The organism is Pseudomonas sp. B6002 (assembly GCF_013385985.1).
In the GTDB taxonomy this organism is placed as follows: Bacteria; Pseudomonadota; Gammaproteobacteria; order Pseudomonadales; family Pseudomonadaceae; genus Aquipseudomonas.
Window position 1 is genome coordinate 250720 of sequence record NZ_JACAOY010000012.1, and the last position, 25430, is coordinate 276149.

The window sequence follows — 25430 nt, forward strand, 5'->3', positions numbered from 1 at the left end:
TCGTGCCCACAGTTGAAATGGAACGTCGCCAGGTCGTGGTGATCGGCGCCGGGCCGTCCGGCGCCATCGCGGCAGCCCTGCTCAAGCGCAAAGGGCATGACGTGCTGGTCATCGAGCGCCAGCACTTTCCACGCTTCTCCATTGGCGAAAGCCTGCTGTCCCACTGCATCGACTTCATCGAAGAAGCCGGCATGCTCGACGCCGTGCAGGCCGCGGGGTTCCAGTTGAAAACCGGCGCCGCGTTCGCCTGGGGCGAGCGCTACAGTGCGTTTGATTTCAGCGACACCTTCAGCAACGGCAAGCCCACCACCTTCCAGGTGCAGCGCGGCGACTTCGACAAGTTGCTGGCTGACCAGGCCGCGCTGCAGGGGGTGGAAATCCGCTACGGCGAAACCATCGTCGGCGTGGACTTCAACGGCGATTGCCGCTACCTGCACGTGCGCCGCGAGAACGGCAGCGAGTACCACCTCAAGGCCAAGTTCGTGTTGGATGCCAGCGGTTACGGCCGCGTGCTGCCGCGCCTGCTGGACCTGGATGTACCGTCGGATTTCCCGGTGCGCCAGGCGGTGTTCACCCACGTCGAAGACCGCATCGAACACCCAGGCTTCGACCGCACCAAGATCCTCGTCACCACACACCCGACCCAACGCGATATCTGGTTCTGGACCATCCCGTTCAGCAACGGCCGTTGCTCGGTGGGGGTGGTCGCAGCCAAGGAGCATTTCGACGGCCGCGACAGTGACCTCGATGCCTGCCTGCGCGGTTTCATCGACGAAACCCCTAGCCTGTCCGGCGTGCTGAAAAACGCCGTGTGGGACACCCCGGCGCGCACCATCGGCGGTTATGCGGCCAACGTCAAAAGCCTGCACGGCCCGGGCTTTGCCCTGTTGGGCAACGCGGCGGAGTTCCTCGACCCGGTATTCTCTTCCGGCGTGACCATCGCCATGCGCTCGGCGAGCATGGCCGCAGGGCTGCTGCATCGCCAACTGAACGGCGAGACGGTGGACTGGCAAACCGAGTTTGCCGAGCCATTGAAGCGCGGTGTCGACACCTTCCGTTGCTACGTCGAAGGCTGGTATGCCGGCACCTTCCAGGATGTGATTTTCCACCCGGGCAGCTCGCCCGAGATTCGCCGGATGATCAGCTCGATCCTCGCCGGCTATGCGTGGGACGAGCGCAATCCGTTTGTCAGTGAACCCAAGCGACGGCTACGGATGTTGTCGCAGATTTGTGCAGGGGATGCCGCGTGAGCACTCAATACCTCAGTAAAAACTACGTCGAAGAAACCAGGTTCGGGTTCTGGTTCCTGCGCAGCCACACTTGGCAACACCATGTGCTGCGTGTGGCGATCAACGACTTGCGCAGCCTGTTCAGCGAGCCGCTGCCGGTGGCGCCGGTGCTACTGGACGCCGGCTGCGGTCAGGGCAAATCCTTCAAGCTGTTGCAGCAGGTGTTCGCCCCTGCCCACCTGATCGGCCTGGACGCCGACCCCCACAGTCTGGAACTGAGCAAGGCCGAAGCCGCGCGCCAGGGCCTGGATGTGCAGCTGATCGGCAGCGACTGCGCCACCCTTGATGTGCCGGACGCAAGCGTCGACATCCTGTTTTGCCACCAGACCTTCCACCACCTGGTCGAGCAGCATCGCGCACTGAAAGAGTTCTACCGCGTGCTCAAGCCGGGCGGTTATTTGCTGTTTGCCGAATCCACCGAGGCGTACATCGACACCTGGGTAATTCGCTGGCTGTTCCGCCACCCCATGCACGTGCAAAAAAGCGCCGAGGAATACCTGGAGATGCTGCGCGATCAGGGCTTCGAATTTGGCCCGCAGAACGTCTCCTACCCGTACCTGTGGTGGAGCCGCTCCAGCGATTTCGGCCTGCTGGAACGCTGGGGCCTGCGCAACCCGCCACCGGTGGGCCAGCGTGAGGAAACCCTGGTCAACTGCGTGGCGCGCAAACCCTTGGCGAGCCCTGAATGATGATCCGTCTGTTGTTGATGGGCTGCCTGTTACTGCTGAGCGCCTGCGCCAGCCAGCCACCGCTGCCCGAAAAAATCCCGGCCCTGGCGCTGCCCATGCAGCTGCATGTGCAGCGCCAGGCAGACGGTCAAAGCCAGGACTGGTTGCTGGTGATCCAGCGCGAAGGCGCGGCGATTCGCTGGTCGATGATGGACCCGCTGGGCATTCCCCAGGCCCGGCAGAAGCTGGTCGACGGTCAGTGGCAAGCCGACGGCTTGCTGCCGCCCAACCCCCAGGCACGGGACTTGTTCGCCGCACTGTTATTCGCCCTGACGTCGGCGGACGATGTGCGAAAGCTGTACCCCACCGCGCAGGCCATGGACCTTACCCGCACGCTGCCCGGCCACTGGCAGATCGTGTACCAGTCGTCTGAGGTCTTCAGTGTGAACATGAGCGGGCAACCGTTGAGCTACCGCATCAGCCCGCTGGGGGCCGCACGATGACCGCCTACCTCAACGCCCTCGGCGTAATCTGCGCCCTCGGCCGTGGCCAGGACGAAGTCAGCCGCAGCCTGTTTGCCGGTGACTGCTCGGGCATGCGCGCCGAAAGCGGCTGGGTACCGGACCGTGTGCTGCCGGTGGCCGGCGTGCCGGGTGAACTGGCGACCATCCCAACGGAGCTGAACCAGCAAAGCAGCCGGAATAACCAGCTGTTGCTGGAAGCGGCGCTGCAGATTGAGGCACAGATCCGCCAGGCCATCGACACCTATGGCGCCTCGCGGGTCGGCATTGTGCTCGGTACCAGCACGTCGGGTATCGATGAGGCGAGCCGTGGCATTGCGCATTACCTGCGCGACAACCAGTTCCCCGGTGATTACGACTACCAGCAACAGGAACTCAGCGCTCCGGCCAACTTCCTCGCCGACTGGTTGCAACTGAGCGGACCGGCCTATGTGATCTCCACCGCCTGCACCTCCAGCGCCCGCGCGTTGATGAGTGCCCAGCGCCTGCTGGACTTGGGCGTGTGCGATGCGGTGATCTGCGGCGGCGTCGACAGCCTGTGCAAGCTGACGCTTAACGGCTTTACCTCGCTGGAAGCGGTGTCGAGCGAGCGTTGCAACCCGTTCTCGGTGAACCGCAACGGCATCAACATCGGCGAAGCCGCGGTGCTGTTCCTGATGAGCCGCGAGACTGCGCCCATCGCGCTGCTGGGCAGCGGCGCCAGCTGCGACGCGCACCATATTTCCGCGCCGGAGCCCACCGGCAAGGGCGCGCTGCAAGCAATGCGCAAGGCGTTGGCCAGCGCCAAACTTGCGCCCGAGCAGATCGGTTACCTGAACCTGCACGGCACAGCCACCCAACACAACGACGCCATGGAAAGCCTGGCGGTTGCCCAACTGTTCCCCCAAGGCGTGGCCTGTTCGTCGACCAAGCCCATGAGCGGCCACACCCTGGGTGCCGCCGGTGCACTGGAGGCCGCGTTCTGCTGGTTGAGCCTGGCCCACGGTGTGGTGCCGCCCCATGTGTGGGACGGCCAGGCCGACCCGGCACTGCCGGCCCTGCACTGGGCGCAAGCCGGTGACACCTTGAAAAAACGCTGCCTGATGAGCAATTCGTTTGCCTTCGGCGGCAACAACGTCAGCCTGATAATCGCAGAGGCCCCATGATCGATTGGCCACTCGCTGAACTGCTGCCCCACGCGGGCGACATGATCCTGATCGACCAGGTGCTGTCGTTCGATGAAGAGCAGGTTCACACCCGCGTCACCGTCAAGCCTGGCGGCCTGTTCAACCGCGACGACGGCAGCCTGCCGGCGTGGGTCGGCATCGAGCTGATGGCGCAAAGCGTCGCGGCTTACGCCGGTTGCCGTGCGCGTCAGAAAGGCGAGGCCGTGGAACTGGGCTTCTTGCTGGGCACACGCAAGTACGAGTGCAACGTGGAACACTTCCCGGCCGGCGCCGAGCTGACCATCCACGGCCTGCGTTCCCTGGAAGACGACAATGGCATGGGTGTGTTCGAATGCCACCTGACCGGTGATGGCATTTTGGCTAGCGCCCGCTTGAACGTATTCCGACCGCCCCAGGCGGCCAACTATTTAGATGAATCGAAGGACGTAACGCCATGACTGAATCCGTACTGGTCACCGGCTCCAGCCGTGGCATTGGCCGCGCCATCGCCCTGCGCCTGGCCCAGGCCGGCCATGACATCGTGCTGCATTGCCGCAGTGGCCGCGCCCAAGCCGACGCGGTGCAAGTCGAAATCGAAGCCCTGGGCCGCAAGGCACGGGTGCTGCAGTTCGATGTGGCGGACCGTGCCGCGTGCAAGGCAATCCTCGAAGCCGATGTGGAGCAGCATGGCGCCTACTACGGCGTGGTGCTCAACGCCGGCCTGACCCGCGACGGCGCGTTCCCGGCCCTGTCGGAAGACGACTGGGACGTGGTGATGCGCACCAACCTCGACGGTTTCTACAACGTGCTGCACCCGGTGATGATGCCGATGATCCGACGTCGCGCGGCCGGGCGTATCGTGTGCATCACGTCGGTGTCCGGCTTGATCGGCAACCGTGGCCAGGTCAACTACAGCGCGTCCAAGGCCGGCTTGATCGGCGCCGCCAAGGCCCTGGCCATCGAGCTGGGCAAGCGCAAGATCACGGTCAACTGCGTGGCACCTGGCCTGATCGACACCGCCATGCTCGATGAGAACGTGCCGGTGGAAGAGCTGATGAAGATGATCCCCGCGCAGCGCATGGGCACCCCGGAAGAGGTGGCCGGCGCGGTGAATTTCCTGATGTCGGCCGAGGCCGGCTACATCACGCGCCAGGTGCTGGCCGTGAACGGAGGCCTGTGCTGATGAAGCGCGTTGTAGTGACCGGCATGGCCGGTATGACCTCCCTGGGTGGCGACTGGGAGACCATCGCCGCCAACTTTCGTGCCAACCGCAGCGGCATCCGGCGCATGGACGAGTGGGACCGGTTTACCGAATTGAACACGCGCTTGGCCGGGCCGATCGACGACTTCGTCGTGCCCGCCCACTGGACGCGCAAGCAGCTGCGTAGCATGGGCCGTGTTTCGCGCCTGGCCGTGTGGGCCGCTGAGCAGGCGTTGCAGGACGCGGGTTTGCTCGGCGACGAGTCGATCAAGGACGGGCGCATGGGCGTGGCCTGTGGCTCGTCCACCGGCAGCACCGATGAGATCAAGGCGTTCGGCAATATGCTGCTGAACTCGGTGGCCGAGGGGCTGAATGCCAACTCCTACGTGCGCATGATGCCGCACACCACGGCAGCGAATATCAGCATCTTCTTTGGCCTCACCGGGCGGCTGATCCCCACCTCCAGCGCCTGCACCAGCGGCAGCCAAGGCATCGGGTATGCCTACGAGGCGATCAAGTTCGGGCGCTTGCCGTTGATGCTCGCCGGGGGCGCCGAAGAGCTGTGCCCGACCGAAGCCATGGTGTTCGACGCGCTGTACGCCACCAGCCTGAAAAACGATGCACCGCAAACCAGCCCGCGCCCCTACGACAGCGGCCGCGATGGCCTGGTGATCGGCGAAGGCGGCGGCATGCTGGTCCTCGAAGAGCTGGAGCATGCGTTGGCCCGTGGGGCGCATATCCATGCTGAACTGGTCGGTTTCGGCAGCAACGCCGACGGCCAGCACACCACTCGCCCCGAGCAGAAAACCATGCGCCGCGCGATGGAACTGGCGCTGGAAGACGCCGGGCTGGAGCCGTCTGCCATCGGCTACGTCAACGGTCACGGCACCGCTACCGACCAGGGCGACATCGCCGAGACCCTGGCCACCAGCAGCCTGTTCGGTAGCCGCATGCCCATCAGCTCGCAGAAGAGCTTTCTCGGCCACACCCTGGGCGCATGCGGAGCGTTGGAGTCGTGGTTCAGCATCGAGATGATGAACCGCAACCAGTACGTGCACACCTTCAACCTGGATTCGGTGGACCCGCAATGCGGCGAGCTGGATTACCTGCAGGGTGAATTTCGCGAGATGCACCACGACTACGTGATGAACAACAACTTTGCCTTTGGCGGCGTCAACACGTCGCTGATCTTTCGCCGCTGGTCCTGACTGTTAAATCGATTGGAGAATACGGAATGTCTTCCTTGCTACGCGCCACCCTGATCACCCTGGCCCTGCTGGTCACCGCCGGCTGCACCAACAAGCCGATCCTCAACACCCAGCACGACCTGCCGGCCAACGCCCAGGTCAGTGAAGAGAAAATGAAGGTGATCATCGTCAACGCCCTGCAAAAGCGCGAATGGACGGTCCAGCGCCTGAGCCCGCAGCTGGTGCAGGCCGAAATCAATGTGCGTAACCAGTTTTATGCCGCCATCGACATCCGCTACACCCGCAACAGCTACGCCATCACCTACCGCGACAGCCGCGATTTGGGCTACAAGGACGGCACGATCCATCGCAACTACAACCGCTGGGTGAGCATGCTCGACCGCGACATCATGGCGGCGCTGCGTAGCAATGGCATGAATGAAGCGGGCTCGGCGGCGCAGTCGTTTGGGCAGACGGGCACCACCCAGTAAAGCTGAGGTTGTGGTTTCTCCAGAAACGACAAAGGGCGCCTTTCGGCGCCCTCTTCACAAACAGGTTGGCTTGTCATCGCCGCGTCCTGTCTGGCTCTACGATGGCTGGTTACCCAGGATCCTCAGAGTCTCACAAGCCCCTTTGCGGGAACACGGGCAGTATGCCTGAAGCAAAGACAGCTGGAAAATACCGACGATCAAATGTGGGAGCGGGCTTGCCCGCGAATGCGGAGTGTCAGTCGACACACCTGCCAACTGGCCCACCACATTCGCAGGCAAGCCAGCTCCCACAAAGAGCTGCTTCGTTTTAAAGTCCGTTTTTTATTGAATGGCCTTGCGCGTCAACAACTCCACAAACGCCTCTGCCATCGGCGTTTGCACGCCTTTGCGCTGCACTAGCCACACCGCCGTCATCGCCTCCTCATCCAGCAGCGTGCGATAGACCACCCCGTCGATCCGGATGCGCTGGTAAGACGCTGGCAGCACCGATACGCCTAACCCCGCCGCTACCAGGCCGATGATGGTCATGGCCTCCCCGGCTTCCTGGGCGAAGTGCGGGCTGAAACCGGCATCTCGCGCCAGGTTGATCAGTTGGGCGTAGAGGCCACTGCCATAACTGCGCGGGAAAAACACGAACGGCTCCTGCGCCAACTGCGCCAGGTGCAGGCCTCGTTCGCTACCTTGCACCAGTGGGTGGCCGGCGCTCAATACGGCCACCAGTGGCTCGCGCATCAGTTCGACCACACTCAGGGAATCCGGCAGCGGCAGCGGGCGCATCAACCCCACCTGAATCGACTCATCCACCAGCGAGTCAGCCACTTCGGTGCTGCTCATTTCCTGCAGGTTCAAATGCACCGCCGGGAACGCCTGGCGAAACGCAAAGATCGCCTTGGGGATGCTGGCGTTGAACGGTGCCGAGGAGGTGAAACCGATCTTCAGCTCACCCAATTCCCCCAGTTGTGCACGCCGCGCCACATCGGAAGCCTTGTCGACCTGGGCCAGCACCAATCGCGCCTCGTGCAGGAACAGTCGCCCCGCCTCGCTCAGCTCGACCCGACGGTTGGTACGCTCGAACAACCGCGCCCCCACTTCCTGCTCCAGCGCCTGGATCTGCTGGCTCAGGGGCGGTTGCGAGATGCCCAGCACCTGCGCGGCGCGGCCGAAATGCAGCTCTTCGGCGACGGCGATGAAGTACCGCAAGTGACGCAATTCCATGCAAACCTCATTAGGTCGTAAAAGCTCTCAAACAGGTCGAACAATATATTGGAAAGAATCATTAGCCAGCTATATTCTTTTTTGCAGTGCCAGTCCTGGCCTGCTCTTCCTCCCCGAGGTCCCCGTGAAAGCTGCTGTCGCTCCACTTGCTCAAGAAGCCCCACCCACTGCCCTGGACGAAGTCGTCGCCCAGCTCAACGAGCAGTACATCGAAAAAGGCACGCCGATGTTCATGCGCACGGTGCTGGCGCTGTTCTCCGGTGGTTTCGCCACTTTTGCCCTGCTGTACTGCGTACAACCGATGATGCCGGCGCTGTCCCACGAATTTTCCATCAATGCGGCGCAAAGCAGCCTGATCCTGTCGGTGGCGACCGCGATGCTGGCGCTGGGCCTGCTGATTACCGGGCCGATCTCCGACACCCTGGGGCGTAAACGGGTGATGGTTTCTGCGTTGTTCTGCGCCGGACTCGCGACGATCGCCAGCGGCCTGATGCCGACCTGGGAGGGCATTCTGTTTATGCGCGCATTGGTGGGCCTGTCGCTGAGCGGCCTGGCCGCCGTTGCGATGACCTACCTGAGCGAAGAGATCCACCCCCAGCACATCGGCCTGGCGATGGGGCTCTACATCGGCGGCAACGCCATTGGCGGCATGAGCGGGCGGCTAATCATCGGCGTGCTGATCGATTTTGTAAGCTGGCACACCGCAATGCTGATCATCGGCGCCCTGGCCCTGATCGCCGCCACGGTGTTCTGGAAAATCCTCCCCGAATCGCGCAACTTCCGCGCCAGCAGCCTCAAGCCGCGCACCTTGCTCGATGGTTTTGTCATGCACTTCAAGGACGCCGGCCTGCCGTGGCTGTTTCTAGAAGCCTTCCTGCTGATGGGCGCGTTCGTGACGATGTTCAACTACATCGGCTATCGCCTGCTGGCCGATCCCTATGACCTGAGCCAGGCCGTGGTGGGCCTGCTGTCGCTGGTGTACCTCTCGGGCATCTACAGCTCGGCCAAAATCGGCTCCCTGGCCGACCGCCTCGGCCGCCGTCGCGTGCTGTGGGGCACCATCGTGTTGATGCTGGCCGGCATGGCGCTCACCCTGTTCACCCCACTGTGGCTGGTGGTGCCAGGCATGCTGATCTTCACCTTCGGCTTCTTCGGCGCCCACTCCGTGGCCAGTAGCTGGATCGGCCGCCGCGCAGTAAAGGCCAAGGGGCAGGCGTCGTCGCTGTACCTGTTCTGCTACTACGTGGGGTCGAGTATTGCGGGGACGGCGGGCGGGTTCTTCTGGCACTTTGCCGGATGGAACGGGATTGGGGCGTTTATCGTGGCGCTGTTGATTGGCGCGTTGCTGGTGGCGTTGAAGCTGGCGAAATTGCCGCCGTTGGGGCAAACGGCGGCATGAAGTCGTATTGAACAAAAAACCGCTTCATAGCGGTTTTTTCACAACAGGCTTTCGTTTCATTCCGGTGGACACCGAATCATGGAGCGCCATGGCACGCCCTCCGTCCCACTCGGCTTGCATCGCCGAAAACAGCTCGCCATCGATGCGAGCTCGATGCTCGATGAGCGCCTCGGACATCGCCTCTGCAACTCGCTCGATGATCATCCCAGGCTTCTCGACTGCACAGTATTTGCGGCCAAACTCCATCAGTTGCTGACGGTCCGGGTAAGCCTTCACCTTGTTCATTTTAATTGCCAGGGTGCGATCAACCAATGATCGACCCGACTTTGGGTTGTAGTTCTCATACACCGTGGTGGTGGTGACATCGAACACAGGGGCCAGTTGCACCGTTTCGCGCGCGCCTGGATGGGTGTAGATCACACCAAAGTTCTTCAGGTGAGCATCGCCATTACGCACCATGACCGACAGGCAAACCGAAGAGAAAAAACGTTCAAGTTCACGTATCGGCTCACACTCTGCACAAACATGATTGATGACGGCAGCCAGGGTTTCGTAACTCTGGGAATATTTGTAATTGTCATGAGGGTCTTTATGGAGTCCCAACAAAACAGCCATGTCTTCGAAGCCAAGTCGTCCGGCCGGGGTTAAATCGAAGCGCTCCATGACAAATAGATCTCCACCTTCGGACAACCAGAAAGGCGGAGTTTCCATGCCCGCGATGCGAGCAGCTTCCATACAAAGGAACTCGTTCTGGGCCAGGTAAGCGTACTCATCGGCACCCGACTTCACGATCAGGTCAGAACTGAGCATGGTTTTACGATTGCCACCCAGCTTGTCCAGATCAGGCACCAGCACCTTGGGCTGCACACCAGAAATACCCGACTCGAAATACGTCTCCACCAGAAACTCGAATACGCCTTGAGCGTTATCGGCTGACAGTATTTGCTGGAGCCCTACCTGAGCCCTCACGGGAACTGACGCCTCGACAGGATTCGCATAGGTAAGCCGCCCAATCTGGTTACCGCCGATCACTGATAGCAGGCGCATCTCGTCTACCTGCATGTGCTTGGCCATCCGTCGTTTGATCTGATCGGCCAGAAAACCTTCTGGTACGTTCATATCGAAAATCGGATGCAGCACGTTGCTGATAGAGGGCGTCGGATCGTAGGGCATGACCAACGATGCTTCGCGCCCCGCATCAGCGGATGAATAGGCGAACGAGAACTGCGAGCCTTTGGACAACACACCTGAAAGCCCCTGAGGCGTGACGACGTTGAGCAGCTTGACTCTACTCATCGTGCTCCACCAGATCGGCCAGGGACTTGAGATCGATACGTTTATCGACGACTTCCAGGGCCATCCCCAGTGCAGAGACCACTCGGAACACCGTGTACATCGCGACGTTTTCACCCGCCTCCAGATCCATGATGGTCTTGCGATTGCACTTGGCCCGGTCCGCCAGTTGCGCCTGGCTGTAGCCTTTGGCGCGACGCAGTTGTCGTATCCTGTCACCCAGATCTGGTGGATTGACTAGCAACATAATGTTACCCATAACGGACATTCAATACGAATATCAGAATTATGTCCGAGATAGCGGACATTACAAGCACCTTACGTCCGTTGCCCTCAAACAAAAACGCCCGGCAAAAGCCGGGCGTTTTCATCGGGCAGTAATCACTCGTGATACTGCGCCGACAGCTCATGCACCGCACGCAGGAACGCGCCCGCATGCTCCGGGTTCACTTCCGGTGTGATGCCGTGGCCCAGGTTGAACACGTGCCCGGTGCCTTTGCCGTAGCTGGCCAGGATGCGGCCGACTTCGGTGCGGATCGCTTCCGGCTTGGCGTAGAGCACGGTCGGGTCCATGTTGCCTTGCAGCGCGACGCGGTTGCCCACGCGCTGGCGGGCTTCGCCCAAGTCGCAGGTCCAGTCCAGGCCCAGTGCGTCGGCACCAGCGTCGGCGATGCTTTCCAGCCACAGGCCGCCGTTCTTGGTGAACAGGATGACCGGCACTTTGCGGCCTTCGTGTTCACGGATCAGGCCGCTGACGATCTTGCGCATGTAGGCCAGGGAGAACTCCTGATACGCCGCCGCCGACAGGTTGCCGCCCCACGTGTCGAAGATCTGCACCGCTTGCGCGCCGGCCATGATCTGGCCGTTGAGGTAGGAGGTGACCGACTGCGCCAGCTTGTCCAGCAGCAGGTGCATGGCTTGCGGGTTGTCGTAGAGCATGGCCTTGGTCTTGCGGAAGTCTTTCGACGAGCCGCCTTCGACCATGTAAGTGGCCAGGGTCCATGGACTGCCGGAGAAGCCGATCAGCGGCACGCGGCCGTTGAGCTCGCGGCGGATGGTGCTGACGGCGTCCATCACGTAACCGAGGTCTTTGTGCGGATCAGGGATCGGCAGGGCTTCGATGTCAGCCAGGGTGCTCACGACTTTCTTGAAACGCGGGCCTTCGCCGGTTTCGAAGTACAGGCCTTGGCCCATGGCGTCAGGGATGGTGAGAATGTCGGAAAAGAGGATGGCCGCGTCCAGTTGCGGGTAGCGGTCCAAAGGCTGCATCGTGACTTCGCAGGCGAACTCCGGGTTCATGCACAGGCTCATGAAATCACCGGCGTTGGCGCGGCTGGCGCGGTATTCCGGCAGGTAGCGACCGGCTTGGCGCATCATCCACACAGGGGTGACGTCCACGGGTTGCTTGAGCAGGGCACGAAGGAAACGGTCGTTCTTGAGGGCAGTCATGTCGGCATCCGCAAAAAAAGTGCGGGCATTTTCTCAGAGCCAGACGCAAAAGGCACGGAGTGAGCCGTGCCTTTTGTCTATCGGGTTGATTTACGACAATAACTTGAACCTGCGCAAAACAAATGTGGGAGCTGGCTTGCCTGCGATTGCGGTGGTTCAGTCGATACATCCGGTGACTGTTACATCGCTATCGCAGGCAAGCCAGCTCCCACATTTTTGATCCCATTTCAGCTCGGGATCGGGGTCAGACTTGCAGGTAATCCAGGATCCCTTCGGCGGCGTTGCGGCCTTCGAAGATCGCGGTCACCACCAGGTCAGAACCACGCACCATGTCGCCACCCGCAAAGATCTTCGGGTTGCTGGTCTGGTGCTTGTACTGGCCTTGTTCCGGGGCTACGACGCGGCCCTGGCTGTCGGTCTGGATCTGGAACTGCTCGAACCACGGCGCCGGGCTTGGGCGGAAACCGAAAGCGATGACCACGGCGTCGGCCGGGATGATCTCTTCGGAGCCCGGGATCGGCTCGGGGCTGCGACGGCCACGGGCGTCCGGCTCGCCGAGACGGGTCTCGACCACCTTCACGCCTTCGACACGGTCTTCACCGACAATGGCAATCGGCTGACGGTTGTAGAGGAATTTCACGCCTTCTTCCTTGGCGTTCTTCACCTCTTTGCGCGATCCCGGCATGTTGGCTTCGTCACGACGATAGGCACAGGTCACCGACTTGGCGCCCTGGCGGATCGAGGTACGGTTGCAGTCCATCGCGGTGTCACCACCGCCCAGCACTACAACCTTCTTGCCCTTCATGTCGACGAAGTCTTCCGGCGACTTTTCAAAGCCCAGGTTGCGGTTGACGTTGGCGATCAGGAAGTCCAGCGCGTCGTAGACGCCTGGCAGGTCCTCACCGGCAAAGCCGCCCTTCATGTAGGTGTAGGTGCCCATGCCCATGAACACGGCATCGTATTCTTCGAGCAGTTGCTCCATGGTCACGTCTTTGCCGATCTCGGTGTTCAGGCGGAACTCGATGCCCATGCCGGTGAACACTTCGCGACGGTTGCTCAGTACGGTTTTTTCCAGCTTGAACTCGGGGATGCCGAAGGTCAGCAGGCCACCGATTTCCGGGTTCTTGTCGAACACCACCGGGGTCACGCCGCCGCGTACCAACACGTCCGCACAACCCAGGCCAGCAGGACCGGCACCGATGATGGCGACGCGCTTGCCGGTTGGCTTGACCTTGGACATGTCCGGGCGCCAGCCCATGGCAAACGCGGTGTCGGTGATGTACTTCTCCACCGAACCGATGGTCACCGCGCCGAAGCCGTCGTTGAGGGTGCAGGCACCTTCACACAGACGGTCTTGCGGGCACACCCGGCCGCAGACTTCCGGCAGGGTGTTGGTCTGGTGCGACAGCTCGGCGGCAGCGAGGATGTTGCCCTCGGCCACCAATTTGAGCCAGTTGGGAATGAAGTTGTGCACCGGGCACTTCCATTCGCAATACGGGTTACCGCACCCCAGGCAGCGGTGGGCCTGGTCGGCCGAGTGCTGGGGTTTGAAGGGTTCGTAGATTTCCACGAACTCTTTCTTGCGTTGACGCAACAGTTTCTTCTTCGGATCTTTGCGCCCGACATCGATGAACTGGAAGTCGTTATTCAGACGTTCAGCCATGTTAAAACCTCATCAAACTCTTCAGGCGCATATCACTGCGGGTTGGCACGGATGCTGGAAAGCAACGACTTCAGGTTGGCAGCCTTGGGCTTGACCAGCCAGAAACGACGCAGGTAATCATCGAGGTTCTCGGCGAGGTTGCGGCCCCATTCGCTGCCGGTTTCCTCGACGTACTCGTCCAGCACGTGCTGCAAGTGGTTCCGGTAGGATTCCATGGCTTCGCCGCTGATCCGCTGGATCTCGACCAACTCGTGGTTGACCTTGTCAACGAAGGTGTTGTCCTGGTCGAGCACGTAGGCGAAACCGCCGGTCATGCCCGAACCGAAGTTGTAACCGGTCTTGCCCAGTACCGCGACAAAGCCCCCGGTCATGTACTCACAGCAGTGATCGCCCGTGCCTTCCACCACGGTGTGGGCACCGGAGTTGCGCACGGCGAAACGCTCACCGGCAGTACCGGCTGCGAACAGCTTGCCACCGGTGGCGCCGTACAAGCAGGTGTTGCCGATGATGGCACTGTCCTGGGTCTTGTAGACGCTGCCTTTAGGCGGAACGATCACCAGCTTGCCGCCGGTCATGCCCTTGCCCACGTAGTCGTTGGCGTCGCCTTCCAGGTACATGTGCAGGCCACCGGCGTTCCACACGCCAAAGCTTTGGCCCGCAGTGCCCTTGAAGCGGAAGGTGATCGGCGCCTTGGCCATGCCCTGGTTGCCGTGCTTGCGTGCGATTTCACCGGAGATGCGCGCGCCGATGGAACGGTCGCAGTTGCAGATATCCAGTTCGAACTCGCCACCGCTGGCTTCGCTGATTGCGCGACCGGCGATGTCCACCATCTTCTCGGCCAGCAGGCCTTTGTCGAACGGTGGGTTGCGGTCCACACCACAGAACTGCGGTTTGTCAGCCGGGATGTGATCGCTGCCGAGCAACGGCGTGAGGTCCAGGTGGTGCTGCTTGGCGGTCTGGCCTTCGAGGATTTCCAGCAGATCGGTACGGCCGATCAGCTCTTCGAGGGAACGCACGCCCAGCTTGGCCAACCACTCACGGGTCTCTTCGGCGACGTAGGTGAAGAAATTCACCACCATGTCGACGGTGCCGATGTAGTGATCCTTGCGCAGCTTCTCGTTCTGGGTGGCAACGCCGGTGGCGCAGTTGTTCAGGTGGCAGATGCGCAGGTATTTGCAGCCCAGAGCGATCATTGGCGCAGTCCCGAAGCCGAAGCTTTCGGCGCCGAGGATCGCAGCCTTGATCACGTCGAGGCCGGTTTTCAGGCCGCCGTCGGTCTGTACACGCACCTTGCCGCGCAGGTCGTTGCCGCGCAGGGTCTGGTGGGTTTCGGCCAGGCCGAGTTCCCACGGTGCGCCGGCGTACTTGATGGAGGTCAGCGGCGAAGCGCCGGTACCGCCGTCGTAGCCGGAGATGGTGATCAGGTCGGCATAGGCCTTGGCCACGCCAGCAGCGATGGTGCCCACGCCGGCTTCGGCTACCAGTTTCACCGAGACCAGCGCCTGCGGGTTGACTTGTTTCAGGTCGAAAATCAGCTGCGACAAGTCTTCAATCGAGTAGATGTCGTGGTGCGGTGGAGGCGAGATCAGGGTCACGCCCGGCACGGCATAACGCAGCTTGGCGATCAGGCCGTTGACCTTGCCGCCTGGCAGCTGGCCGCCTTCACCGGGCTTGGCGCCCTGGGCCACCTTGATCTGCAGCACTTCGGCGTTGACCAGGTATTCCGGGGTGACACCAAAGCGGCCGGTCGCGACCTGCTTGATTTTCGAGCTCTTGATGGTGCCGTAGCGCGCCGGGTCTTCACCGCCTTCGCCGGAGTTGGAACGCGCACCCAGGCGGTTCATGGCTTCGGCCAGGGCTTCGTGAGCCTCAGGCGACAAGGCACCCAGGGAAATACCGGCGGAGTCAAAGCGCTTGAGGATCGATTCCAGCGGCTCGACTTCGTTGATGTCCATGGCTGTGTCCAGGGTCTTCACCTTGAACAGGTCACGGATCATCGACACCGGGCGGTTATCCACCAGCGAGGTGTATTCCTTGAACTTGGCATAGTCGCCCTGCTGCACAGCGGCTTGCAGGGTGTTGACCACGTCCGGGTTGTACGCGTGGTATTCGCCACCGTGCACGAACTTCAGCAGGCCGCCTTGCTGGATCGGCTTGCGCGCGCTCCAGGCTTCGGCTGCCAGGGCTTTCTGCTCGGCTTCGATGTCGACGAAACGCGCGCCCTTGATGCGGCTTGGCACGCCACGGAAGCTCAGTTCGCAGACCTCTTCGGACAGGCCGATGGCTTCGAACAATTGAGCACCACGGTAGGACGTGACGGTGGAAATGCCCATCTTCGACAGGATCTTCAGCAGGCCCTTGGTGATGCCTTTACGGTAGTTCTTGAACACCTCGTAGAGGTCGCCCAGTACTTCACCGGTACGGATCAGGTCGCCCAGCACTTCGTAGGCCAGGAACGGGTACACCGCCGAGGCGCCAAAGCCGATCAACACCGCAAAGTGGTGCGGGTCACGGGCGGTGGCAGTTTCGACGAGGATGTTGGAGTCGCAGCGCAGGCCTTTCTCGGTCAGGCGGTGGTGCACCGCGCCGGTGGCCAGGGAGGCGTGGATCGGCAGCTTGCCCGGGGCAATGTGACGGTCGGTCAACACGATCTGGGTACGGCCGGCGCGCACGGCTTCTTCGGCCTGGTCGGCGACGTTGCGCACAGCGGCTTCAAGGCCGAGGCTCTCGTCGTAGTTCAGGTCGATGATCTGACGGTCGAAGCCCGGGCGATCCAGGGTCATCAACGAGCGCCATTTGGCCGGGGACACCACAGGCGAGCTGAGGATCACGCGGGACGCATGCTCAGGGGATTCCTGGAAGATGTTGCGCTCGGCACCGAGGCACACTTCCAACGACATCACGATGGCTTCGCGCAGCGGGTCGATCGGCGGGTTGGTCACCTGAGCGAACTGCTGGCGGAAGTAGTCGTACGGCGTGCGCACGCGCTGCGACAGCACGGCCATCGGCGTGTCATCGCCCATGGAACCGACGGCTTCGTAGCCTTGCTCGCCGAGCGGACGCAGCACCTGGTCGCGCTCTTCGAACGTGACCTGGTACATCTTCATGTACTGCTTGAGCTGGTCGACATCGTAGAAAGCCGAACCGTGGTCGTTGTCTTCCATGGTTGCCTGGATGCGCAGGGCGTTCTTGCGCAGCCATTGCTTGTACGGGTGACGCGACTTCAAGCGGTTGTCGATGGCGTCGGTGTCGAGGATCTGCCCGGTTTCGGTGTCCACGGCCAGGATCTGGCCAGGGCCTACGCGGCCTTTGGCGATCACGTCTTCGGGCTTGTAGTCCCACACGCCGATTTCCGACGCCAGGGTGATGAAACCGTTGGTGGTGGTGACCCAGCGCGCCGGGCGCAGACCGTTACGGTCGAGCAGGCACACTGCGTAGCGACCGTCGGTCATGACCACGCCGGCCGGGCCGTCCCACGGCTCCATGTGCATCGAGTTGTACTCGTAGAACGCACGCAGGTCCGGGTCCATGGTTTCGACGTTCTGCCACGCTGGCGGAATGATCATGCGCACGCCACGGAACAGGTCGATGCCGCCGGTGACCATCAGCTCGAGCATGTTGTCCATGCTGGAGGAGTCGGAACCCACGCGGTTGACCAGCGGGCCGAGTTCTTCCAGGTCCATCAAGTCGTTGGTGAACTTGGTGCGACGGGCCACGGCCCAGTTGCGGTTACCGGTGATGGTGTTGATCTCGCCGTTGTGGGCGAGGAAGCGGAACGGCTGGGCCAGCGGCCATTTCGGCAGGGTGTTGGTGGAGAAGCGCTGGTGGAACACGCAGATCGCGGTTTGCAGGCGCTCATCGCTCAGGTCTGGATAGAAGGCGGTGAGGTCCGCCGGCATCATCAGGCCTTTATAAATGATGGTCTTGTGGGAAAAGCTGCAGATGTAGTGGTCGGTGTCGGCGGCGTTGGCCACGGACGAGCGGCGACGGGAGCTGAACAGCTTGATCGCCATGTCCTGGTCGCTGAGGCCGTCGCCCGCGATGAACACTTGTTCGATCTGCGGCAGGCGTTCCAGGGCCAGGCGGCCGAGTACGCTGGTGTCGATGGGCACTTTGCGCCAGCCGACGAGTTGCAGGCCGGCAGCCAGGATCTCGCGGTTCATGTTCTCGCGAGCAGCTTCGGCTTTGACCGGGTCCTGGTTGAAGAACACCATGCCCACGGCGTATTGCTTGGGCAGGTCGACTGCAAATTGCTCTTTTGCGACAGCACGCAGGAACAGGTCGGGCTTTTGAATCAGCAAGCCACAACCGTCACCGGTCTTGCCGTCGGCGTTGATCCCACCGCGGTGGGTCATGCAGGTCAGGGCCTCGATGGCCGTTTGCAAAAGGGTATGACTGGGCTCGCCCTGCATGTGGGCTATCAGGCCGAAACCGCAGTTATCCTTGAATTCATCGGGTTGGTACAGACCTGCTTTCATAGACACTTTCTCACCAGGCTGCCTCTTATATCGAGGCAAATTTCTTTTCAATTCAACCGGTTACCTTCCACGCCGAACGTACGCCGGCTTAGCGGGGGCAAAAGGGAGGTCATTGTACACACCGACACGAACGCTCACAAATTTAGCGACGAAATGTCGCAAATCTATGTCGCATTTATGAAAGGTTTAAAGCGATATGCTGTGCTAGTCAAAACTTTTTTAGTTCGGACCGCTACGACTCAAAAGCTACGTGACGCAGACACCACAAAGCGCGCGGCCTTCAGGGCTGCACGCTGTTGTAGTTTTTTTGAGGTGCCGGGAGGGCAGCCTGGGTAAGGCCGCCGGATCTTCAGCGAGTTGTTGCGAGTTCTTGTTGAACGCTGGCAACAGTGCGTGGCCAAGGTTTACCAGCCTGAACCTTCGCTGGCAAGGCCTTGATAGCAGAATCGGCTGCTGCACGGCTGGAGAAGTTGCCGTAGGTGATCACGTAGAGAGGCTTGCCGTTGAGCACTTTCTTGAAATAACGGTACTCGCCGCCCTGCTCTTTCACGAACGCCTGGGCGTTGGCTTCGGAGCTGGTGCCAAGGATCTGCACCACGAAGTTGCCGGTCGGCTGGCTGGCGTACCAGCTGCTGCCCGCGGCACCGGCCTTGGCAACGGTGGCGGCCGGTTTTTCAACAGGCTTGGCCGCTGGAGCTGGCTTGGCGACTGGCGCAGGGGCAACCGGCTTGGTCACAGGCGCCGGCTTGGCGGTGGCAACGGTCGGCGCAGGGGTCGGCTTGGCAACCGCCGCTGGCTGGCCCGCTGGCACGCCTGCAGGCGGTGCAGTGGTGGTCACGGTTGGCGGCGTCGCGCTGGAACCTTCCACCGGCACACCGTTGTCACCTTCGGAGATACCACCGGCTTCTTCAGCCAACGGGCCGCGCATGACCGGTTGGCCGACCATCGGCAGGTTGGTCGGCTGGCCGGAGTTGGCAAATTCGACATTTGGCGTGGGTTTGCCCAGAGGCAACTGCGCCTGTTCGGTTGGCGCGCCGGCAGTCGTCGGTGCCTTGCTGCGGCCCGGGATCAACCAGGCGGCGGCTACAGCAACCACGACAACCGCGGAAATAGCCAATACGTGCTTCTTAGGCATAGTGAACCCCATCTTTGGACGCTTCACCGCAGAGCGGCTGGCAATCATGGCTTCGATCATTGCATCGCGGGCAACCTGGTTGATGGTGCCAGGCCAGCCGTCGGAGCTTTCGTGAATATCAGAGATCTGCTGGGCGGAGAAAAGTTCGATACCCGCCCCCGCACCTTCCAGGCGCTGAGCCAGGTATTCGCGGGTTTCTTCCTCTTCGTACGGTTGCAGCTCGATGACGTGAAACAGCTCTTGATCACCACTGATCTGCTCCAGATCGGCGATCAACGACGACTCACCGAACAGGAATACATGGGGACGACCTTCCGGCGTGCCCGCTGCCAGCGCCAGCAGCGCTTCCAGGGCGGATTCGTCGAGCTGCTCGGCGTCATCTACCAGCAGGTAGACTTCTTGACCGGTGAGGCCCAGCTGAACAACCTGCTTGAGGATCGCGTTCGGCTCGGCAGTGGCCACATCCAGTGCCTGGGCGACCTGGCGCAGCACGCCCGCCGCATCACCGGCACCACGGGCCGATACCACCACACTCTGTACCGATTGCTTGTTGGTGCTGGCCACCAGCGCCTGGCGCAGCAGGGTCTTGCCGCTGCCCAAAGGCCCGGTTACCACCAACAACAGCTGGCTGTAACGCGCCAGATGGTGCAACTGGCCGAGCACTGGCTTGCGCTGGGCCGGGAAAAATTTGAAGCCCGGCACCCGTGGAGCAAAAGGGTCGTGGCTTAACTGGTAATGGCCGAGGAACGCCTCGTCGGCATGCAAACTAGTCATCGGGATCTTATTAACCTTTAAGCTGGGCCAGGGCGCGGTAATCCGCTCCCAGCGTGGCCTGTAAAATCTCTTTCGGATAATCGTCGGTCACCACCGCTTCACCCATGTGGCGCAGCAGCACCAGTCGCAGTCGACCGTCGATCACTTTCTTGTCTATTGCCATGTGTTCGAGGAAATCCGCCTCGGTCATCTCCTGCGGCGGGATAACCGGCAACCCGGCGCGCTGGAACAGGCGAATGCCGCGATCACGCTCCTGGGCGGTGATCCAGCCCAGGCGCTGCGACATCTCCAGCGCCATCACTGTGCCAGCCGCCACGGCCTCTCCATGCAACCACACACCATAGCCCATGTGCGTTTCGATCGCATGGCCGAAGGTGTGGCCCAGGTTCAAGGTGGCCCGCACGCCAGACTCTCGTTCATCGGCATTCACCACCAACGCCTTGGCGGCGCAGGAGCGGGAAATGGCTTCGGTGAGTGCAACCTGGTCCAGGTTGCGCAGGGCGTCGACGTGCTCTTCAAGCCAGGTCAGGAACGGTTCGTCGCAGATCAGCCCGTACTTGATGACTTCCGCCAGGCCCGCCGACAGCTCGCGGGGCGGCAAGGTGTTGAGGGTGGCAGTGTCGATCAGCACGGCATTGGGCTGGTAGAACGCGCCCACCATGTTCTTGCCCAGCGGGTGGTTGATACCGGTCTTGCCGCCCACCGACGAATCGACCTGGGACAACAGCGTGGTCGGCACCTGGATAAAGTCCACACCGCGCTGGTAGCAGGCGGCCGCGAAGCCGGCCATGTCGCCGATCACACCGCCGCCCAGGGCAATTACGGTGGTGCGGCGATCATGGCGTGCGGTCAGCAGGCCATCAAAAATCAGTTGCAGGGTTTCCCAGTTCTTGTGGGCTTCGCCATCGGGCAGGATCACCGAGATCACCGAGTACGCCGCCAGGCTGCGGCTCAGACGCTCAAGATACAGCGGCGCGACCGTTTCGTTGGAGATGATCGCCACTTGCCGCCCCGCGATATGCGGTGCCAGCAAGTCGGGGTTGTCCAACAAACCTTCGCCAATATGGATTGGGTAGCTGCGCTCGCCTAGATCGACCTTAAGTGTCTGCATGTGTCCCCGCGTGAAGATATATTTACGATCGGCAACGCTCGGATCTGACGTTGCCTGATGGCTCTACGCCACACTCCGAAGGGCAATGGCGCGCCGCCGAGAATAGCGCATTTCGGGCCTGGCTTTAACGGGGTGGCAGCTGCTGCAAGCGCTCCAGAATGTCGAGGACGACCATTCGGGGTGGCCGCTCATCGGTTTCCACCACCAGATCGGCGATTTCCCGATAGAGCGGGTCGCGCAGCGTCAGCAAATCCCGCAAGGTTTTTGCAGGATCAGCCGTGCGCAGCAACGGGCGATTGCGATCGCGGGCAGTGCGGCCCACCTGCTGCTCGACCGACGCATGCAGATAGACCACCCGACCACCGGCATGCAGCGCGCGACGGTTTTCATCGCGCATCACTGCGCCACCACCGGTCGCCAATACCACGCCATCGCAGCCGCACAGTTCGGCAATCATCGCCTGCTCGCGGTCGCGAAAGCCCAGTTCGCCTTCCTTATCGAAGATCCATGGGATATTGGCACCCGTGCGCAATTCAATTTCCTTGTCGGAATCTTTGAACGGCAGGCGCAGCTCTTTGGCCAGCAAACGGCCGATGGTGCTTTTTCCAGCCCCCATCGGTCCTACAAGAATCAAATTTCGCACAGAATCAACGACTCACAGCAATCGCCTGGTTATTCATAATACGCGGAGTCAGGAATACCAGCAGCTCGGATTTTTTCTCCGCCAGCACATCGCGCCGGAAAAGGCGGCCAAGATACGGCACATCGCCCAAAAATGGCACCTTATCTACCACTTTGCTTTGGGTATTGGAGAAAACCCCACCGATGACGATGGTCTCGCCATCCTTGACCAGCACCTTGGCGTTGACCTCGTTTTTCTTGATCGGCGGTACGTCGTTGAGCTTGTTCAGGTAGTCGGGCTCGTCCTTGGTGACCTTGACCTCCATGAACACGTGGCCATCGGGGGTGATCTGCGGGGTTACTTCCAGCGACAGCGAGGCCTCCTTGAAGGACACCGACGTGGCGCCGCTGGAGCTGGATTCCTGGTAGGGAATTTCGGTGCCCTTGAGGATGCGCGCGGTTTCCTTGTCTGACGTGACCACCTTGGGCTGCGAGACGATTTCACCGTTGCCGGTTTTCTCCATGGCGGTCAGCTCAAGGTCCAGTAACAGGTTGTCGGTGATAAAGGCGAGGCCGAGGCCGGAAGTCCCCGCCAGCGAACCCATGTCGACAAACGGCGAACTGGGTGGGTTTTCCGGCAATTCGGCGCCTTCGGCGAGCGGCTTGTTTATCCCCCCCGCATTCCAATTGCCCCGGTTTAGCCGACCACCCCAGCGTACGCCCAGGCTTTTGTCGTAATCGACGTTGGCTTCGACAATCCGCGCCTCAATCATCACCTGGCGCACTGGCACATCCAACTGCGCCACGATGCGTCGCAACTCGTCGAGTCGCTCGCCGGTCTGGTAGGCAATGATGTTATTGGTGCGATCATCGACTGCCACTGAGCCCCGCTCATCCGCGACACCTTCCAGGCCACTCACCGACTGGAACAACTTGGCCAGGTCAGCCGCCTTGGCGTAGTTGACCTGCAACAGCTCGCGACGCAAGGGCGCCAGTTCGGCTATCTGCTTGCGCGACTCCAGCACCAGCAGTTCGCGGGCAGCGAGCTCTTCGGCAGGCGCCACCAGCAACACCCCCGCTTGCACTCGTTTGTCCAAACCCTTGCTTTGCAACACCAGGTCCAGCGCCTGATCCCACGGCACGTCCTTGAGCCTCAACGTGATCGAGCCTTGCACCTCATCGCTGGCCACCAGGTTCAAGCCGGCCACGTCGGCAATTTGCTGCAACACGGTGCGCAGCTCGATGTTTTGAAAGTTGAGACTCAACTTGTCGCCGCTATAGGTGCTCACAGGCGCACTGACAGGTGGTGGCAGTTGGATCAGATCCACGCGATTGGGCACAGCGAAGGCCATCGGTGCTGTAAACGCTATCCATAGCGCCACACCGAAGGACGAAAAAGTCCTTTTCATTGTTTGATTCCGTTATGAGTTGACGTTTAACAAGAGAATTCGCGAGCGCTCCAGCCAGGCACCCCGCTCATCGGGAAACAACTCGGCCAGCTCCACATGACCGGCCTGAATGGCAGTCACCCGACCATGGTTCGGCCCCAGGTAGTCACCCACCGCGAGCCGGTGCACTTTTGCCCCAGCACGCAGCAGGACAAAGGTTTGCCCGCCACGTGACAGCGTGCCGACCATTTCAAACCGGTCGACCGACACACTTTCTAGCACCCCACGGGCCCGGGTCAGATCCGGCGCGTGCGCAGGCCGGCCAGGCAGATAATCGATTGGCGCCACCGCCGACTGAAAGGGGTCACGCAGGGAAGACGCCGCGTAGACAAAACGCTTCCCCGGTTCGACTGGCAAGCCAGGCTTGCCGTGCGGTGATGCGCTGCGATAGGCCTTTGCCAGTAGATCGAGACGCAGCATCGGGCCGTCCCGGCGAAGCGCCAAATCATGCACTGTGACGATTTGCGGCAAGCCACCCAGGGCGCTGACGAAAGCCGCCAAGTCGTGATAGCCGCCGAACACACTGAGCTGCACGGGCTCCTCGATGTAAAGCGCACCAGACTGTTCATCCAGCACGGTGACATCCTCGACCACCAAACCGTTGGCCGCGGCCAGTCGCGTGATGTCATCCAACAAGCCAGGCATGTCGGACACACCGGGCAGTTGCCGTAAAAGCCCCGACACGTTGTCCTGCATCACCTGAACCTGACGCGTGCGACTGTCGAGACTGGAAGCAACAGCGTTTTTTTGCTCAAGCTCATGCTGCAAGACGACTTCACGCGCCTCAGCCGCCTTCAACTGCTCACGGGATGGGCCCATGACCAACCCATCACCCACCCACAACACCACGCCTGCGAGCGCGCAGCCCAACAGGGCCTTACCCGGCAGGGGCCATTTGGTAGCGTTGTGAGAGAGTGTGGATAAGTCGAGCCTGGGCAGGCTCAAGGCTGAGCCTCGGTGGACTCACCCTGGCGCACCATCAATTGAAACTCGTTGTTTCCGTGCCCGCCCTCTGCACGCACATGCTGCAACTGCGTGGCATGGGTACCTTGCGAAGCCTCCAGGCGCCGCATCAGTTGGGCGATATCCTGGCTGGATTCGGCACTGCCGCTGACGCTGATCGTGTCGCCGTTGGCCACCACTTCGTGCAGGTGCACGCCCTCGGGCACCGCCCGGGCCAGTTGATCAAACATCTGGGTGCTGGAGGAGCGGGCATCATGCAGGTCCTGCACGACTTTCATCCGCTCAGCCAATTGCTGGCTCTGCTCCTGCAGGCTGTCGATGGTCTTGATACGCGCGTCGACAACCGCCACTTCCTTGTTCAAATGGCTGTTGCGCGCCACTTGTCGGTCGATGGCCTGATCGATCACCTGGTCTGCCAGCCACACCGCTGCGAGTGCGGCACAGCCGAACGCCAGCAAAAACATCAGAAAGTATTTGCGCTTGCGCTGCTCCAGCGCCTGGCGCCAAGGCAAAAGGTTGATGCGTGTCATCAAGCAAAACTCCTCAGGGCCAACCCGCAAGCAATTCCCATCCCTTGGGCATCCACGGCCCATTGTGCGCCATCGACTCGATGGCCCGGCGTGAAGCTGGCGAAATCCTGACTGCAAGCGCGCTCCAATGCAAACCCTTCGACGTCCACCACCTGCGCCACGAGGCCGGCGCGGGTCAAAACCGATGCGCGCGCTTCGACTTGCTCCCTGAGGCAGGCAGCCAGCAGCACCTCTACCCGGGCAGGGTCCTGGGGTGAAGGTCCCTTGACCTGAAAGTCGATGGCCACCTCATCCAGCGGGTAGGGAATGTACTGGTCGGCTTCCATCTGGATCCGCCAGACCATTTCTTCGTCGCTGAGCCCTGCCTCCAGCTCGATCACTCGCGTAATGACTGAAGGCCCGGCAACGGCAACCGCCGCCAGCCGTGTGGAGGCCAGCGACCGGGACACAGCCTCGTGCAAGGCGTGCCCGACCGCCTCAAGATCCAGCAATGTGCCATCAACCACGGCATGGGCCGCCAACGCCTGCGTGGCATAGCCCCGCACCGTAAACCCACTGCCTGAACGACCCAGCTCAATCAGCTTGATCCCGGCATCGTTGATATCGATACCCAGGATGCTGTCGTTTTTTCGCCTGAAAAATCCCTTTCTCATAAAACTCCCTAAAACTTTGCCTGTCATACCAGCCTGATTGCCGCTGGGCGCCCTGCATTCGGTCGGCTTGTTTAAGTGGTGCGAATGACGCCCCAAGCCGAAAAATGCTTTAATGCCCAGCGTTTTTTCCCGCTTTTTATCTGCAGCTCGGGTCGATCCATCGTTTGCCATGCATGCCCCGACGCGTAACTCTTTC

Annotated in this window: 22 protein-coding genes; 9 read left to right on the forward strand and 13 right to left on the reverse strand. The window is 61.4% G+C overall.

The features are described 5' to 3' along the window. The first annotated feature begins 2 nt into the window (after positions 1 to 2). From HX792_RS17250 to HX792_RS17285, 8 genes are read left to right on the forward strand one after another with little or no spacing between them, the layout of a single operon-like run. Positions 3 to 1250, forward strand: coding sequence for a tryptophan 7-halogenase (locus tag HX792_RS17250; protein WP_176997214.1), 1248 nt, complete (start codon positions 3 to 5; stop codon positions 1248 to 1250). Further along, positions 1247 to 1978 carry a class I SAM-dependent methyltransferase gene (locus HX792_RS17255; RefSeq protein ID WP_176997215.1) on the forward strand — a complete coding sequence of 244 codons (732 nt, stop codon included), beginning with the start codon at positions 1247 to 1249 and terminating at the stop codon, positions 1976 to 1978. Before HX792_RS17250 ends, HX792_RS17255 begins: the two co-directional genes overlap by 4 nt. Beyond that, positions 1978 to 2460 carry a hypothetical protein gene (locus tag HX792_RS17260; protein WP_176997471.1) on the forward strand — a complete coding sequence of 161 codons (483 nt, stop codon included), beginning with the start codon at positions 1978 to 1980 and terminating at the stop codon, positions 2458 to 2460. The genes HX792_RS17255 and HX792_RS17260 overlap by 1 nt, the downstream gene beginning before the upstream one ends. Continuing rightward, complete coding sequence (locus HX792_RS17265) at positions 2457 to 3623, forward strand: beta-ketoacyl-[acyl-carrier-protein] synthase family protein (protein ID WP_176997216.1); 1167 nt, start codon at positions 2457 to 2459, stop codon at positions 3621 to 3623. The genes HX792_RS17260 and HX792_RS17265 overlap by 4 nt, the downstream gene beginning before the upstream one ends. Next, positions 3620 to 4081, forward strand: a complete 462-nt coding sequence (locus tag HX792_RS17270) for a hotdog family protein (RefSeq protein ID WP_176997217.1) — start codon at positions 3620 to 3622, stop codon at positions 4079 to 4081. The genes HX792_RS17265 and HX792_RS17270 overlap by 4 nt, the downstream gene beginning before the upstream one ends. Next, positions 4078 to 4806, forward strand: a complete 729-nt coding sequence (gene fabG / locus HX792_RS17275) for a 3-oxoacyl-ACP reductase FabG (protein ID WP_176997218.1) — start codon at positions 4078 to 4080, stop codon at positions 4804 to 4806. The genes HX792_RS17270 and fabG overlap by 4 nt, the downstream gene beginning before the upstream one ends. After that, on the forward strand, positions 4806 to 6032 hold the full coding sequence (locus HX792_RS17280) for a beta-ketoacyl-ACP synthase (protein ID WP_176997219.1): 1227 nt from the start codon (positions 4806 to 4808) through the stop codon (positions 6030 to 6032). Before fabG ends, HX792_RS17280 begins: the two co-directional genes overlap by 1 nt. Positions 6033 to 6058: 26 nt before the next feature. Further along, complete coding sequence (locus HX792_RS17285) at positions 6059 to 6502, forward strand: hypothetical protein (RefSeq protein WP_176997220.1); 444 nt, start codon at positions 6059 to 6061, stop codon at positions 6500 to 6502. 321 nt (positions 6503 to 6823) lie between these two features. Here HX792_RS17285 and HX792_RS17290 read toward each other — a convergent pair whose 3' ends face one another. Beyond that, on the reverse strand, positions 6824 to 7717 hold the full coding sequence (locus HX792_RS17290; protein ID WP_176997221.1) for a LysR family transcriptional regulator: 894 nt from the start codon (positions 7715 to 7717) through the stop codon (positions 6824 to 6826). A gap of 124 nt (positions 7718 to 7841) precedes the next feature. On the opposite strand from HX792_RS17290, the gene HX792_RS17295 reads away from it, so the two are divergent. Further along, entirely contained in the window at positions 7842 to 9116 is a 1275-nt protein-coding gene (locus tag HX792_RS17295; protein ID WP_176997222.1) for an MFS transporter, read from the forward strand. Between the two features lie 24 nt (positions 9117 to 9140). Here HX792_RS17295 and HX792_RS17300 read toward each other — a convergent pair whose 3' ends face one another. The 12 genes from HX792_RS17300 to pilM form a co-directional block, all read right to left on the reverse strand. After that, the gene (locus tag HX792_RS17300) at positions 9141 to 10412 is read right to left on the reverse strand and encodes a type II toxin-antitoxin system HipA family toxin (RefSeq protein WP_176997223.1); all 1272 of its coding nucleotides are present in this window, start codon (positions 10410 to 10412) and stop codon (positions 9141 to 9143) included. Further along, positions 10405 to 10656 carry a helix-turn-helix transcriptional regulator gene (locus HX792_RS17305; RefSeq protein WP_176997224.1) on the reverse strand — a complete coding sequence of 84 codons (252 nt, stop codon included), beginning with the start codon at positions 10654 to 10656 and terminating at the stop codon, positions 10405 to 10407. The genes HX792_RS17300 and HX792_RS17305 overlap by 8 nt, the downstream gene beginning before the upstream one ends. Positions 10657 to 10790: 134 nt before the next feature. Then, positions 10791 to 11858, reverse strand: coding sequence for a uroporphyrinogen decarboxylase (gene hemE, locus HX792_RS17310; RefSeq protein ID WP_176997225.1), 1068 nt, complete (start codon positions 11856 to 11858; stop codon positions 10791 to 10793). A 244-nt stretch (positions 11859 to 12102) separates the two neighbouring features. Beyond that, entirely contained in the window at positions 12103 to 13521 is a 1419-nt protein-coding gene (locus HX792_RS17315) for an FAD-dependent oxidoreductase (protein ID WP_010213750.1), read from the reverse strand. A 32-nt stretch (positions 13522 to 13553) separates the two neighbouring features. Beyond that, positions 13554 to 17999, reverse strand: coding sequence for a glutamate synthase large subunit (gene gltB / locus HX792_RS17320; RefSeq protein WP_176997226.1), 4446 nt, complete (start codon positions 17997 to 17999; stop codon positions 13554 to 13556). A 349-nt stretch (positions 18000 to 18348) separates the two neighbouring features. Beyond that, on the reverse strand, positions 18349 to 19908 hold the full coding sequence (locus HX792_RS17325) for an SPOR domain-containing protein (protein WP_176997227.1): 1560 nt from the start codon (positions 19906 to 19908) through the stop codon (positions 18349 to 18351). 10 nt (positions 19909 to 19918) lie between these two features. Continuing rightward, the gene (gene aroB, locus HX792_RS17330; protein WP_176997228.1) at positions 19919 to 21019 is read right to left on the reverse strand and encodes a 3-dehydroquinate synthase; all 1101 of its coding nucleotides are present in this window, start codon (positions 21017 to 21019) and stop codon (positions 19919 to 19921) included. 124 nt (positions 21020 to 21143) lie between these two features. After that, positions 21144 to 21662: a shikimate kinase AroK gene (gene aroK / locus HX792_RS17335; protein WP_017138567.1), complete on the reverse strand. Its 519-nt coding sequence runs from the start codon at positions 21660 to 21662 to the stop codon at positions 21144 to 21146. A gap of 4 nt (positions 21663 to 21666) precedes the next feature. Further along, entirely contained in the window at positions 21667 to 22992 is a 1326-nt protein-coding gene (locus tag HX792_RS17340; protein WP_176997472.1) for a type IV pilus secretin PilQ, read from the reverse strand. 69 nt (positions 22993 to 23061) lie between these two features. Next, entirely contained in the window at positions 23062 to 24033 is a 972-nt protein-coding gene (locus HX792_RS17345) for a pilus assembly protein PilP (RefSeq protein ID WP_176997229.1), read from the reverse strand. Beyond that, positions 24030 to 24581 carry a PilN domain-containing protein gene (locus HX792_RS17350; RefSeq protein ID WP_176997230.1) on the reverse strand — a complete coding sequence of 184 codons (552 nt, stop codon included), beginning with the start codon at positions 24579 to 24581 and terminating at the stop codon, positions 24030 to 24032. The genes HX792_RS17345 and HX792_RS17350 overlap by 4 nt, the downstream gene beginning before the upstream one ends. After that, the gene (pilM, locus tag HX792_RS17355) at positions 24581 to 25234 is read right to left on the reverse strand and encodes a type IV pilus assembly protein PilM (RefSeq protein WP_176997473.1); all 654 of its coding nucleotides are present in this window, start codon (positions 25232 to 25234) and stop codon (positions 24581 to 24583) included. Before pilM ends, HX792_RS17350 begins: the two co-directional genes overlap by 1 nt. Positions 25235 to 25430: the final 196 nt, after the last annotated feature.